The 13898-nt window shown below is 63.9% G+C and carries 14 protein-coding genes; 2 read left to right on the top strand and 12 right to left on the bottom strand.

The features are described from left to right. Positions 1-38: 38 nt before the first annotated feature. The gene (locus G6R19_RS02000; RefSeq protein ID WP_163161820.1) at positions 39-536 is read left to right on the top strand and encodes a hypothetical protein; all 498 of its coding nucleotides are present in this window, start codon (positions 39-41) and stop codon (positions 534-536) included. Here the strand turns inward: G6R19_RS02000 and G6R19_RS01995 are convergent. Then, entirely contained in the window at positions 517-1584 is a 1068-nt protein-coding gene (locus G6R19_RS01995) for a UDP-N-acetylmuramate dehydrogenase (RefSeq protein WP_163161818.1), read from the bottom strand. The two genes, G6R19_RS02000 and G6R19_RS01995, sit on opposite strands and share 20 nt — an antisense overlap. 198 nt (positions 1585-1782) lie before the next feature. On the opposite strand from G6R19_RS01995, the gene G6R19_RS01990 reads away from it, so the two are divergent. After that, on the top strand, positions 1783-2769 hold the full coding sequence (locus G6R19_RS01990) for a hypothetical protein (protein ID WP_163161816.1): 987 nt from the start codon (positions 1783-1785) through the stop codon (positions 2767-2769). Between the two features lie 95 nt (positions 2770-2864). On the opposite strand, the gene G6R19_RS01985 is transcribed toward G6R19_RS01990, so the two are convergent. The 11 genes from G6R19_RS01985 to G6R19_RS01935 form a co-directional block, all read right to left on the bottom strand. Next, a complete protein-coding gene (locus G6R19_RS01985) occupies positions 2865-3302 on the bottom strand; it encodes a MaoC family dehydratase (protein WP_163161814.1) in 438 nt (145 codons plus the stop codon). A gap of 2 nt (positions 3303-3304) precedes the next feature. Beyond that, on the bottom strand, positions 3305-3766 hold the full coding sequence (locus G6R19_RS01980; RefSeq protein WP_163161812.1) for a MaoC family dehydratase N-terminal domain-containing protein: 462 nt from the start codon (positions 3764-3766) through the stop codon (positions 3305-3307). A gap of 41 nt (positions 3767-3807) precedes the next feature. After that, entirely contained in the window at positions 3808-4032 is a 225-nt protein-coding gene (locus G6R19_RS01975) for a DUF3188 domain-containing protein (protein WP_163161810.1), read from the bottom strand. Positions 4033-4101: 69 nt separating this feature from the next. Further along, positions 4102-5022, bottom strand: coding sequence for a DUF2797 domain-containing protein (locus G6R19_RS01970; protein WP_163161808.1), 921 nt, complete (start codon positions 5020-5022; stop codon positions 4102-4104). Between the two features lie 26 nt (positions 5023-5048). Beyond that, positions 5049-5912, bottom strand: coding sequence for a CoA ester lyase (locus G6R19_RS01965; protein WP_163161806.1), 864 nt, complete (start codon positions 5910-5912; stop codon positions 5049-5051). Positions 5913-6077: 165 nt separating this feature from the next. Continuing rightward, positions 6078-7019: an aldo/keto reductase gene (locus tag G6R19_RS01960; protein WP_163162856.1), complete on the bottom strand. Its 942-nt coding sequence runs from the start codon at positions 7017-7019 to the stop codon at positions 6078-6080. A 31-nt stretch (positions 7020-7050) separates the two neighbouring features. Next, entirely contained in the window at positions 7051-8763 is a 1713-nt protein-coding gene (locus G6R19_RS01955) for a glycoside hydrolase family 13 protein (RefSeq protein WP_163161804.1), read from the bottom strand. Positions 8764-8868: 105 nt separating this feature from the next. Continuing rightward, positions 8869-10548 carry a glycoside hydrolase family 13 protein gene (locus G6R19_RS01950; RefSeq protein ID WP_240341729.1) on the bottom strand — a complete coding sequence of 560 codons (1680 nt, stop codon included), beginning with the start codon at positions 10546-10548 and terminating at the stop codon, positions 8869-8871. 93 nt (positions 10549-10641) lie between these two features. Next, positions 10642-11553, bottom strand: a complete 912-nt coding sequence (locus tag G6R19_RS01945; RefSeq protein WP_205484193.1) for a carbohydrate ABC transporter permease — start codon at positions 11551-11553, stop codon at positions 10642-10644. After that, positions 11553-12464 carry a sugar ABC transporter permease gene (locus G6R19_RS20520; RefSeq protein WP_163161800.1) on the bottom strand — a complete coding sequence of 304 codons (912 nt, stop codon included), beginning with the start codon at positions 12462-12464 and terminating at the stop codon, positions 11553-11555. Before G6R19_RS20520 ends, G6R19_RS01945 begins: the two co-directional genes overlap by 1 nt. Positions 12465-12486: 22 nt before the next feature. Then, on the bottom strand, positions 12487-13728 hold the full coding sequence (locus tag G6R19_RS01935; RefSeq protein ID WP_205484237.1) for an extracellular solute-binding protein: 1242 nt from the start codon (positions 13726-13728) through the stop codon (positions 12487-12489). Between the last annotated feature and the right edge of the window lie 170 nt (positions 13729-13898).

The raw sequence follows: 13898 nt of genomic DNA, 5'->3' as shown, positions 1-13898 counted from the left end.
CCGCACCGTCCCGCTGGCAGGACCATTAGGGTAGAGGCATGACTTTGGGGAGTTTGTGGCAGTTGCTTGATTCAAAAACGAAACAGTGGATGCTTGGCGGGACAGTTTCCGTCCTGGCGGGAACGGGCCTGGGGGTGGTCACCTTGCCCGGCTTTGTGGAGAGCGGCAGCTCCGATCCCCTGCTCCTTTTACCGTCCCTGGCCCTATGCCTGGGCGGCGGCTACGCGGTGCTCTTCCCGGCTATCAGTGCGAGCCGCAACGGGCTGCGGGTATTCCGCGACTGGCGGCGGCACCCCCGGGCCGGAAGGATTCTCTGGGTGCTGTCCCTCGCCATCGCCGCCGGCGGTTTGGCGACCTGCGTGGTGGCCGGAACCATGAACCCGCTGGCCCCCGGCCTGCTCGTCTGGCTGTTTATGGGGCTCTACCTGGCCAGCGCCGGCTGGGCCTCCGCAGTTATGGGACTCAGCACCGAGGCAACGGGCGAAACTTCAAACGGTGCACCAGCGGAGGCGCAGGCTACAGTTCCAAGCCGATAAGCAGCGGTTCCGGGTGCAGTGTGATGCCAAAGCGCTGTTCGACGCCGGAACGCACCTCGCGCGCTACTGCCACCACGTCCGCCGCACTGGCCGAGCCGCGGTTGGTGATGGCCAGGGTGTGTTTTGTGGACAGGGACGCGCGGCCCCCGCTGACACTGCCGGGCTCCAGGCCAAAGCCCTTGCTGAAGCCGGATTGGTCGATAAGCCACGCAGCGGAAAGCTTCACCAGCCCGTCCTGGGCTGCGGGGTACCGGGGCGCCCCTTCCGGAAGCGCCGCGGCAGCCTCCGCCGGGACGATGGGGTTGGTGAAAAAGGAACCCGTGGAGTACGTGTCCCGGTCCTCGGGATCCAAAACCATGCCCTTCGAAGCACGCAGTCGGAGCACTTCCCGGCGCACGTCCGTGGAGTAGGCACGCTTGCCCTGCTCCACCCCCAGCGCCCGCGCCAGTTCCGCGTACCGGACGGGGGCGCTCATCCGCCCCAGGGGCAGCTGAAACTCAACGGTGAGAACCACATAGCGGGGCGAGCCGTTTACCGTGGTCTGCTTCAGGATGGAGTCCCGGTAGCCGAACTTCAGCTCTGAATTGGTGAACGTTTTCACGGCATTCCGCTCCCGGTCCCAGGTGCGGACAACAGCGATGGTCTGGGAAACGTCCGAGCCGTAGGCGCCCACGTTCTGCACCGGGGTTGCGCCGGTTGAGCCCGGGATGCCGGCGAGGGCCTCAATCCCGGACCAGGCGTGAAGAACGGCGTGCTCCACCAGTTTGTCCCAGTTGTGCCCGGCCTGAACCACCACGGCAACGCCTCCGCAGGAGTCCTCCGCGTTGACGGTAAACCCTTCCGAGGCGATCCTCACCACCGTGCCGGGGAACCCGTCGTCGGAAATCAGCAGGTTGGAGCCACCGCTAAGGATCAGCAGCGGCTCACCGGCTGCATCCGCAGCGCGGACGGCGTTGATGATCTCAGCCTCGGTCCGGGCCTCGATGTAGGCGCCGGCCGGGCCGCCGACGGCGGCCGTGGTCAGTTCGGAAAGCATCGTGGGAGTCACCAGACCACCTTACTAGTGAAACCAAAGCGGCTTCGTGGCGCCACCGTCGCCGCCATCACCCCGATCGCCTTTTAACAAGTGCGACAATTAACTAACAAATGTCGTCTTTGATATTTACAAATCTGTCATATCTGCGTAGCTTCAACCCCAGCGGATCACATATAGGGGTTCGCTTCCCCGCAAACGCATAGGACAGCTATGACAATTACCAGGACTCTGGCCACAAGCCTTATGAGCCTCTCCACAGCCGCACTGTTCACCCTCGCCTCAGCAGCCGGCGCCACGGCGGCACCCCCTGCTCCGGATCACAAGGAAGCTCACGCCGTGAGCAGTACCAGGACTGCCGGCACTGGCGACCCCGACTACTGGACGTCGGAACGGATGCGGGCAGCCATACCCGGCGAAGTGCTCGCGAAGAAGGCACTGGCGCGGCAGAAGGCCAACGCTCCGCACGCCGACGAAGCAGCCGATAAGGGAGCTGAAAGCAGAATCAAGGGTTCGGACCCCTCAGTCCAGCCGCTGGCAAATGCCAGTGAGAACCCGGTGCCGCACATTGGCAAAGTGTTCTTTACCCTGGGCGGAGCGGACTATGTCTGCTCCGCCAACTCCGTGGCCTCCACCAACAGAAACACCGTTTCCACAGCAGGCCACTGCCTCAACGAAGGCCCTGGCGCATTCGCAACCAGGTTCACCTTCGTACCCGCCTACCTCAACGGCTCAGCACCCTACGGCAAGTGGACGGCCAAAGCCCTCTATGCTCCCACCCAGTGGAGCTCGTCGGGCAGCATGCAGTACGACACAGGGTTCGCCGTTATGTCACAGCTGAACGGCCGCAACCTTGCAGACGTCGTCGGAGCCTCCGGCGTCCGGTTCAATGCCGCCCGCGGCCTCAGCTACAAGGCATTCGGCTATCCGGCAGCAGCACCCTTCAATGGAGAATCCCTCAAGAGCTGCACGGGCACAGCAACCAACGATCCCTACAACCCGCAGTTCAACTCCCAGGGAATCCCCTGCAACATGACCGGCGGCTCCTCAGGTGGTCCCTGGTTCATCGGCAGCTCGTCCGGCGGGTACCAAAACTCGGTCAACAGCTACGGTTACGGGAGCAATTCCACCAAGATGTACGGACCATACTGGGGTTCTGTCATTCAGACGACCTACAACGCCGCCGCCTCGGCTTCCTGAACCCGGGCATCAATTCATCAAAAAGGACTGAGGGAGCTGCCCCGGGGCAGCTCCCTCAGTCCTTTTGTACAGTTGCCCCCGATAGCAGTGGGGCCTCAGGAAAGGCGGACGACGGCCTGGGCCTTCATCAGGACTTTCTGCCCGGCGGAAACCACGGTGAGGTCAACACGCGCGGTGCCGGCCTCGGCGTCGAGCTTTCCGATGGTGCCGCTGACCTCGATGGTGGCGCCGGGTTCGGGGGTCCCGGTGGTGTCGGTGACCAGGACGGGCTTGGTGAAGCGGGTCTGGAAGTCGACGACGGCGGCCGGGTCGCCTGCCCAGTCACTGACCAGCTGCACGGCGGAGCCCATGGTGAACATGCCGTGCGCAATGACGCCGGGCAGCTCCACGCCGGTGGCGAAGGCCTCGTTCCAGTGGATGGGGTTGAAGTCGCCGGAAGCACCGGCGTACTTGACCAGGTCGGTGCGGGTGACCTCGATGGTGCGGCTGCCGATTTCCTGCCCGGCACTGAGTTCGTTGAACGTGGGGCTCATGGTTACTGTCCCTCTCCGCGGACCAGGATGGACGACGTGGTGGTGGTGACCGGTTCCCGGGAGTCATCCGTGCCAAGGGCGAAGATCTCCGAACGCGTGGTGATCATTGCGCCGCCGCCCATGGCACGGACACCGTCCACGTGAAGCTCCGCAACCAGGCGGTCCCCGGCGAGGATGGGCCGGTGGTGGGTAAAGCGCTGGTCGGCATGGACCACGCGCGAGAAGTCGATCCCGGCCTCCGGATCCTCGATGAGCTGGGCGTCTGCGCGCTGGGCAATGATGATGGCGAACGTTGGCGGGGCAACCAGGTCGGTGTGGCCCAGGGCTTTGGCGGCATCGACATCGAAGTGTGCAGGATGGGTGGCCTTGACGGCGCGGGCAAATTCGCGGATCTTCTCGCGGCCAACGTCGTACACCTCTGCGGCAGGGTAGCTTCTGCCCTGCAGGTCCGGATTGATAGTCATGGGCTCAAGCCTATCGTCAGGCTCCGGAGCCACCCGAAAGGTTACCGGCGCAGGTTCTTGCGGATGCTCTGGCCGCGGACCACGATCCCGGCGATGTGCAGAACGAGCCCCAGCCCGATCAGCGGCAGGGATGCGGTGGCGAGGGCGGAGTTGCCGCTGGTGTTGCCCACCAGGTTCAGGATGATGCCGACGGCGATCAGTCCCATCGCGCCGAAGACCAGGACTTTGTAGCGGGTTGGCGCGGTGGCCCAGAATTCGTTCAGCACCTTGCCATTCTACCGGGACGTGCCACCGGCGCCGGCGGGCCCGGTGGCGGGCGGGCAGCAGCGCCGGAGTCAGAACAGCGCCTCCTGGACTGCCGGCACCTCGGAGCTGTACTGGCCAAGTTCAATGGTGCGGCCTTTCAGCTGGCCAAGGTCCACCACGAATTCCAGGTCGGCGTCATCGAGGGCTGCCAGGACAAAGCTTCCGGCCGCGGACCGGATGGTGAACCCGTGCTGCCCGGAAGCCAGCGTGTGGGGGTAGGCGTGCCTGGCGGTTCCGGAGCACAGCCGGTGCGCAAGTCCGGGCCGGTTCCAGCCTTCGTCCACCACCTCGAAACCGTTCAGCCCTGCTGCGGAAATGACCTCGCGTGCGGTGGTTGCGTGCGCCGCATTGCGTTCGGCGAGCCAGGATGCAGAAGCCGGAGTGGCCAGGGCCGCAGCCTTGGCGGCAGACCGCACCTGCTGCGGAAGCCCGCCGTCGCGCGTCACCAGGTCCTCCAGGAGCCGCACCACGCGCCCGTCAGCGGCACGGGCGACGTAGCTGGCCACCACGGCGCCCTGTTCGGCGAGCCGCTGCCACTTTCGAAGATCCGACGCCGTGCCCACCTTGGTTGCTCCGGCAGCGAAGGTGGCAACGTACAGCCAGTGCGGCTGCATCAGGTAGCTGCGCAGGCCCGGCGGAACGCGGCCGTCCCGGTGGAAGTCGTGCATAAGCCGGAAATCGTCCGCCACAAAGCACCGCTCACACTGGTGCCCGCGGGCCGCCGGTGACTGGCCGGCGCACAGGACGTGGTCCCGGTGGTCGGGACCGTGCACTCGGTGGTGGCCCAGGCAGGACTTCCCTTCGGCGGCGAGCCGGAAGCCCAGGCGGGCGCCGCCGTCGAGCGCTAATTCGCGGAAGGCGCCGTCCGGGGCCTGCAGCCGCAGGACCGGGCAGGAAGCCGGCGGCGCGGGCCAAAAGACCCCGTGGACCAGATAACGGGTATCGGTCACGGGGTCTCCTGAAATGATTGTAGGTGCTACAGCGCGGGCTGCACCCCAAAGGCTACCGCGAGCTTCATGATCTTCTCGGCGCGGCCCAGGCGGGGCAGGTCGGAGCCGTCACGGATGACGCGGCCGTTGGCTTCGAAGTCGGCCATGAAGTCGGTGGCCCAGGCGACGTCGGACGGCGTGGGGCTGATGACCTCGTTGATAACGGGGGTCTGGTCGATGGCCAGGCAGAGCTTGCCGGTCATGCCCATCATCACGGTGATCCCGGTTTGCTCCCGCAGGATGGGGTGGTTGGTGCCAACGGTGGGGCCGTCGATGGGGCCCGGCAGGTTGCCGACGCGGCTGGCTACCACGAGCTTGGCGCGCGGGTAGGCCATGGCCTCGGCTGTGGCGGCCATGCCGGTGTCGCGGCGGAAGTCACCGGAGCCGAAGGCAAGGCGGAAGGCGCCCTGTGCCTTGGCGATCTGGTTGGCTTCCTCGATGCCGACGGCGGATTCCACCAAAGGGATGACGGGAGTCTTGCCGTCCATGCGGTGGAAGCTTTCCGTCACCTGGTCGGCGGATTCGGTTTTGGCCAGCATGACGCCAAGGAGGCCGGGCGTGCCGCGGAGGCCCGCGAGATCGTCTGCCCAGAACGGGCTCGTGGCGTCGTTGATCCGGACCCAGGCCTTGCCGCCTGCAGTCAGCCAGTCAATCACGTGGTTCCGGGCCTGGTCCTTTTGGGAAGGGTCCACGGCATCTTCAATATCCAGGATGATCGAGTCGGCGCGGGACACGGCCGACTGGTCAAAAAGCTCGGTCTTCATGGCATTAACAAGGAGCCATGAACGGGCGATCTCTGCTGGGATATTGCGTTCCGGCCTTACGGTCTCGGTGGCGATGGTAGACGTCATGTATCTACCGTATCCGTCTTGGAAGCAGCACGAGGAAGAAAACGGCCCGCTTGTGAGGTTCAATACGAACTAAACCCCATATGACTTAATCCTGATGAAAGCAGGGAGCGGCAAGTGTCGTTATGGGGCTCCAAAACGGCACTTGCTGCTACCCAGTTGGGGAGGTCAGGGGATGTTGCTGCCCCGCGCCGTCACCCACAGCTGGTACCAGTCGGCCCGGCTCATTTCCTGTGCCACGCGAGAAGCGTCCGCACACGCACGGATCCGTCCGGGGTTGACCGTCCCGATCACCGGGGCGATGCCCGCCGGGTGCTTCATCAGCCATCCCAGCAGGACTGCCTCGCCCGAACTGCCGTACCTCCCGGCCAGCTCCAACACCAGTTCCCCCGTGGCGGCTTCGGCCGACGTCGAGCCGTCCGCTTCCGCCCCCGTGTAGAGGCCGCGGGCCAGAGAGCCGTAGGCCTGCAGGGTGATCGAGTTCCGGGTGCAGTATTCCAGAGTGCCGTGCGGGAAGCTGTAGTCCAGGTGCTCGGCGTGGTTGACCAGCACCTGGCTTTCCAACCATGCCCGCTTGAGCAGGCTCATCTCCAGCTGGTTTGCCACCACCGGAGTTTCCAGCCGGTCCTGCAGCGCCTCGATCTGCGCCCCGGACATGTTGGACACCCCCAGCTGCCGGACCTTGCCTTCCGCCATCAGCTGCCCGACGGCGGCGGCCACCTCCGCAGGGTCCGCCAGGGGGTCCGGGCGGTGCAGCAGGAGGATGTCCACATAGTCCGTCCGCAGCCGCTTCAGGCTTTCGTTGACCCGCTCCAGGATGGCCTCACGGCTGAGGTCGTAGTGCGTCTGCAGGCCGCGCTCGTTCAGCCTGATGCCGCACTTGGTCTGAAGCCGGATGCGGTCCCGGAGGCCCGGCGTGGCGCTCAGCACCTCGCCGAAGACGGCCTCCGACTTGCCGCTGCGGTAGATGTCCGCGTGGTCGAACAGCGTGATACCGGCATCCAGCGCGGCCTCGACGGCGGCAGCGGCCTCGTCCACATGCTCGCCGGCATGCGGCTCGTCGGACCAGCTGCCACCCAGGCCCATGCAGCCATAAATCAGTTCCTGCATCAGGCCGGCCTCCCCGGAAGGCACGGGGACATTAGCGCAGCCATGCCGTGGTGTTGGCAGGCAGCTCGCCGTCCTCGAGGGGGGCGCTGCTGACCAGGACCGTTCCGGCCGGAAGGTCCACGGCGGTGTCCCCGAAGTTGGTCACTGACTGCCAGCCGTTGGGGCGGCGGAAGTGCAGGACATCCGGGTTGCCGGTCTCGACCCATTCCAGCTCTTCGTCGGTCTGCAGTTCGCGGCGCAGCTTCAGGGCGGCGCGGTAGAGCTCCAGCGTGGAGCCCTTGGTGCCATCCTGTGCCTCAACGGCATACTTGCTGAACCAGTCCGGCTGCGGCAGGTGCGCGCCGCCGTCGCCGAAGCCGAAGGAGGTTCCCTCCACCTTCCAGGGCAGCGGCACACGGCAGCCGTCACGGCCGACTTCCACGCCCTTGTTGCGGAAGAAGGAGGGGTCCTGGCGCTCCGATTCGGGAATTTCGGCGACTTCCTGCAGCCCGAGTTCCTCGCCCTGGTACAGGTAGGCGGAACCGGGGACGGCCAGCATCAGCAAAGTGGCGGCGCGGGCACGGCGTTCACCGAGCTCCACGTCCAGTTCTTCCTTGGGGCCGCCGGCCAGCAGCCAGTCCTTGCCGTCCTGGCCCTTGGTGCGTTCCTTGCCCTTGGACACCTGGGGCAGGCCGTAGCGGGTGGCGTGGCGGACCACGTCGTGGTTGGAAAATACCCAGGTGGACGAGGCGCCGGTGGCGGCCGCTTCGGCAAGGTTACGGGTGATGATCTCCTTGTACTCGGCGGCGTCAAAGTCCGCCTGCAGCAAATCGAAGTTGAAGGCCTGGCCCAGCCCCTGCGGGCTGGCGTAGCGGGCACGGCGGGTTGCGTGGACCCATGCTTCAGCGACGGCGGTGCGCGGCGGGTTGTACTCGTTGAACACCTCGCGCCATTCGGCGTAGATCTCGTGGACTTCGTCCCTGTCCCAGAAGGGGTGGGTGCCGTCGTCGAAGCCGTCCACCCCGGTGTTGAGCTGGCTCAGTTCCAGTTTGGACAGCAGGGGCTCGGTGAGGTCCTTGGTGAGGGCATGGGCCACGTCCACCCGGAACCCGTCAACGCCCCGGTCGGACCAGAACCGCAGGGTCTTGAGGAAGTCCTCGCGGATTTCGCGGTTGGACCAGTTCAAGTCCGGCTGTTCCTTGGCAAAAATGTGCATGTACCACTGGCCGGGGGTGCCGTCCGATTCAGTGATGCGCTCCCAGGCCGGGCCGCCAAAGACGGAGTCCCAGTCTGACGGCGGGAACTCCCCGTTGGGGCCCTTGCCGTCGCGGAAGATGTAGCGGTCCCGGGCAGGTGATCCCTTGGGCGCGGCAAGAGCTTCCTGGAACCATTTGTGCCTGTCCGAGGAGTGGTTGGGAACGATGTCGGCGATCAGCTTGATGCCGGCCCCGTGCAGCGCGTCCGCCATCTCGTCAAAGTCCGCAAGCGTGCCGAGCTTGGGGTCCACGTCGCGGTAGTCATCCACGTCGTAGCCGCCGTCCGCCAAGGCTGAGGGGTAGAACGGGCTAAGCCACACGGCGTCGATTCCCAGCGACTTCAGGTAAGGCACTTTGGCGGTGATGCCCTTGAGGTCACCGATGCCATCACCGTTGGAGTCTGAAAAACTCCGGGGGTAGATCTGGTACACGGAGGCCTGGCGCCACCAGTTCGGGTCGGCCAGGTGGTCGGAATCGGACAGGGTTGCCAAGGTGGCGGTAGTGCTCACAACACTCCTTTTATTTAGCATCTAAATTATCTTGTCGACCAGTATGTGCGGGCAACGAGGCGAACGTCAACAGACAACGCCGCGTTGCCTGGGCTGGACGTCGCCTTAGGCCCTGAACCAGGCGGTTGCCTCGCCCGGGAGTTTGCCGCTTTCGATCCCGGCGCTGGAGATCAGGACCTTGCCTTCAGGAAGTTCGATGGCGGCGGTACCGAAGTTCGCAACGACGTGCCAGCCTCCTGGGCGCACAAACTCCAGCACCTGTTCGTTCCCGTCGTCTTTCCATTCCAGGGTCTCGGCGCCCTGAAGTTCGTGCCGCAATGCCAAGGCTTTGCGGTAGAGATTCAGGGTTGAGGCGTTGTCCGCCTCCTGCGTGCTGGCTGCGTATCCGGCGAACCAGTCCGGCTGAGGCAGATGGGCACCGTTGGCACCGAAACCGAAGGAAGGTCCGGAGGGTTCCCAAGGCAGGGGAACCCGGCAGCCGTCCCGGCCCAGGCCGTCGTACTCCGCGCCCCGGAAGAACGACGGGTCCTGGCGCCGGTCAGCGGGGATGTCCGCCACCTCGTGCAGGCCCAGTTCCTCGCCCTGATAGAGGTACGCGGAGCCGGGAAGGGCGAGCATGAGCAACGTGGCGGCCTTGGCTCGGCGGATGCCTCCTTCGACGTCCAGTGCTTGACGGGGACCGCCCGCTTTGACCCAGTCCACCCCCGGTTTCCCCGGCCGCCCGTTGAGCGGTTCGAGGCCGTAACGGGTGGCGTGGCGCGTGACGTCATGGTTGGAAAATACCCAGGTGGTGGTGGAGCCGGTGAGGCGGGCCTGTTCGAGGTTGTCGGTGATGATGGCGCGGAACTGGCTGGCGTTGAAATCGGCCATGAGCAGGTCGAAACTGAAAGCCTGGCCCAGGCCTTCAGGGGAGGCGTACTTGGCCCGCCGAGAGGCCGTCTCCACCCAGGCCTCCGCCACAGCAAAGCGCGGCGGGTCATATTCGTTGAATACCTTGCGCCATTCGGCATAGATCTCGTGGACTTCGTCGCGGTCCATGAGCGGGTGGGTCCCGGAGGAACGGTCCATGGCATCCAGTTCCTGCCTACTGGGCAGTTCGGAACGGAGGTCCTTGACCAGAAGGTTGGCCACGTCAACGCGGAAGCCGTCCACCCCCCGGTCAGCCCAGAAGCGCAAGGTCTTGAGGAAGTCCTCACGGACCTCAGGGTTGTCCCAATTCCAATCCGGCTGCTCCGGGGTAAAGGTGTGCAGGTACCACTGCCCGTCGTCCACCTGGGTCCAGGCCGGCCCGCCGAAAGCTGCTGTCCAGTCGGACGGCGGCAGTTCGCCTTTGCCGCCCTTGCCGTCCCGGAAATGGTACCGCTGGCGGGCAGGTGAACCCTTCGGCGCAGCCAAGGCTTCCTGGAACCAGACGTGCCGGTTGGAGGAGTGGTTCGGGACAATGTCCACTATCACTTTGATGCCCCCGGCATGCAGAGCCGCGGTCATCTTATCGAAATCCGCCAGGCTGCCGATCCTGGGATCAACGTCGCGGTAGTCATCAACGTCGTAGCCGCCGTCAGCCAGCGCGGAGGGGTAGAACGGACTAAGCCACACGGCGTCGATACCAAGGCTTTTCAAGTACGGCACCTTCCCGGTGATGCCGTTCAGGTCCCCGATCCCGTCCCCGTTCGAATCGGCGAAACTGCGCGGGTAGATCTGGTAAACCGCAGCCTGGCGCCACCAATTGCTGGCGGATGTGGACCAGGTGTCGGCATCGGGCGTCTGGCTCGAAATGATGGACAAACGGTTTCCCCTTTCTGGGGCTGGAGTTTTTGCGTGCATGCTGAATTTGCTTGCGTTTTTGCTCGCTGCGGGCTGGCCTGCCAGTGACAAGCCTCAGCCCTTGACGGCGCCCTGGGTAACGCCTGCCATAACCCACCGCTGGGTAAAGAGATATGCCACGATGGCCGGAGCCATGGCCATCAGGTAGGACGCAAAGGAAACGTGGTAGTTGTTGCTGAACTGGGTCTGGAACAGGTTCTGCCGCACTGGAAGGGTTTGCAGCGCCGGGTCGGAGATGATCAAGGAAGGCATCATGAAGTCATTCCAGGCGTAGAGGAAGGCGAAGATGCCCACCGTGGCGCTCATCGGCGCCAGCAGCGGAAAAATCAGTTTCCAGAACGTCTGCCAGGTGGTAGCGCCGTCAATGCGGGCGCTCTCTTCCAGTTCCATCGGGATCGAGCGCAAGAATGCCGTGAACAGCAGCACGCTGAAGCTCAACTGGAACATCGTGGCGAGGAGAATCACGCCCAGCGGATTATCCAGGCCCAGGCGGCCGGTCAACTGGATCTGCGGCAGCGCGACGACCGGAAACGGGATGAACATCGCTGCGAGCAGATAGTAGAAGGAGTACCGGAACAACTTGCGTTCCCAGTTGCGCACGATTGCGTACGAGGCGAACGCGGCTAGCACGATCGTCGCGGCCACGGTCCCTGCCGTCACCAGCAACGACATTGCGGCGCCGACGGGGAAGTTGGTCAAGGTCCACGCCTGAACGAAGCCGTCAATGCTTAGCGGCGCAGGGAATGAAAATGCGTTGCCGTCCACAGCCTGCCCCTGGGTTTTGAAGGCCATGGAGAGCGTCACGTACAGCGGAAGCAGTACAGTGACCGCACAGAGAACCAGGATGGTGGTAGCCGGCCAGTTCACCCGCTCTACCTTCAAACCTGCGCGTCGTCGTCCGGTTTCGGCAGGTGCTGGTTCGGTGCGGTAGATATCCCCGGCGGTGAGGGTGGATGGTGTGGTCATCAGAGTGTGTTCCGTCCGCGAGTCAGCGAAAGCTGCAGGAGAGATATGAGGACAGCGACGACGAAGAAGATGGTCGCGTTGGCCATCTGGTAGGCATAGTCGCCGCCATTGAAGCCAGCGATGACGGTCATCGCGATGCTTCGTGTTGAGGTGCCCGGGCCGCCGTTGGTGAGGCCGACGATGATGTCGTAAGCGTTGAGGAAGCCCTTGAATCCGAGAATGATGTTGATCACCACATAGCCGGCCACGAGCGGAGCGGTGATTTTCAGGAGCTGCTGGAACTTGCTCGCGCCATCGATGTCCGCGGCTTCATACACTTCCCCGGGGATCGAGACGAGTCCGGCGATATAGATCAGCAGCGCCCCGGGCACCGCCTGCCAGGCGGTAACCACCACGATGGCGACCCAGGCAAGGTCAGGGTTTGCCAGGAGGCTCGTCTCCAGCCAGGAAATCCCGGCTGCCGCACCTGCGGAGGGCAGCGAGTTCGAGAACAGGAAATTGAAAACATACGCGATGATGATGCCGGAGACCACCATGGGGATGACGAAGATGGTCCGCAACGCGGTTTTCATGCGGATCTGCGACGTGAGCCCCACGGCGAGAAGGAAAGCGATGACGTTCACTACGAGCACGGTGACGATCGAGAATCCGAACGTGAACAGATAGCTCTGCAGAATGGCAGGATCGCTGAAAATTGCAACATAGTTGGTCAGTCCGACGAACTCCCAGTCGCCGATTCCGATGGAGTTCGTGAAGCTGAAGAAGATGCCAACAAGGCCCGGAACCGTGATCGCCAGGGTAAAGAGGACGAGGCTTGGCAGGAGGAAAAGGTAGAAGATCGGTTCGACCCGCCGCTTTCTGCGGGTCTGCGGGCGGTCCTGCCCCGGTCTTGTTGCTGTGGTGATGGACATGTATCTGGCTCCCTTGTGAGCGTTACTGGCGGAACGCCAGACGCGCCCAGTCTGCGTCGAGTGTGCGGAAGGTGGCTGCAGGATCTGCGCCCAACACGAGCGCCTGGACGTGATTCATAATGGGGATAGTGCGCGGCACCAGCACCGACGGACCCTGATAGACCTGGCCCTTTTCGTAGTACTCGACCATCCCCTCGATCCGCGGGTCCGGAGCTCCGGCGGCATCGATGGTGGGCGTGAAGCCCAGCTGCGACTTGTTGTACGCTTCGATGACTTCCGGCTGGTAGAGGTACTCGAGGAAGTCGCGTGCAGCGTCCTTGTGCTTGGATCCTTCGGGAATCCAGGCGGCTAGATCCACATTGACCCGGACGCGCAGGTCATCGGGATTGTCCGTCATCGGCAGCGGAAAGGTTCCGAGCTGGAGATCGGGAGCACTCTTCGCGATCTCGCCGAAAGCCCACGGGCCCTGCAGATACATTGCTGCCTTACCTTGTGCAAACGCAAGGTTGCCGTCGCCATAAGCTCGGCTCGCGGCGTCTTTGTTGACATAGCTGCCCGCCAGTTCCAGCATTTTCGCGACGGGCTGTTGAAAGTCCTTTTCGAATGACGCCGGTGAATCCGGCCCGACCTCCGTGCCTGCTTCAGAAAGCTTGTGGAAGAAGTCGATGGTGTCGAGCTGGCCGCCCACAGAGTAGTCAAACCAACCTTGGGCAACCGTCCAGTCGTCCTTCCACGTTGCGTAGAACGGCGTCACCCCGGCGGCTTTCAGGGCGTCACACGCCGCGATGAGATCGCTCCAGGTCTTAGGCACATCGATGCCGTGCGCAGCGAAGATCTCCTTGTTGTAGATGACGGACGACGCCATGATCGAGTACGGCAGTGCGCTGGTCCGGCCTGGATACGAGCCGTACTGGTCCATCAGAGGTTGCAGGTCCTTCCGGATACGGGTTGAGGCCTGCGTTCCGGACAGGTCACTCAGCGCGCCGCGCTGCACGAACCTGGCCGTTTCCATGTTGTAGTTCGCAAGTGCGATGTCCGGCGGATTGCCCCGGACGAAACTGGCTGAAACCACGTCAACCCCGGAGGTATCCATAACGACCTCCGTTTTGTCCTGCGAAGCGTTGTAGTCGGCGACCAGTTTCGTCATGAAACCGATGGCCTCCCGCTTACTGAAGGTGAACCGGATGGTTTCCTTGCCGGAATCTCCCGTGCAGCCTGAGAGGAGGCCGGCGAGCAAAGCCAGGCAAAGACCCAGCACTGCCATGCGTAGTGTGCGCGTCAAGTTCGAAGACACCCTCGTCCTTTCGTGGTGCGGCGATAGGGCCGCGGCTACGGCGGGACTGGCTGATGCTCGCCCTGCCGAGTTTATACAAGCTATAAATTTAGCTCCTATCGATAGTATGGAGTGCCGTGGGTCACACCGTCAAGCACATG

Origin of the sequence: Arthrobacter sp. Alg241-R88 (genome assembly GCF_900537115.1) — a bacterium.
GTDB lineage: Bacteria > Actinomycetota > Actinomycetes > Actinomycetales > Micrococcaceae > Arthrobacter.
This window is presented reverse-complemented; position numbering and strand designations above follow the sequence as displayed.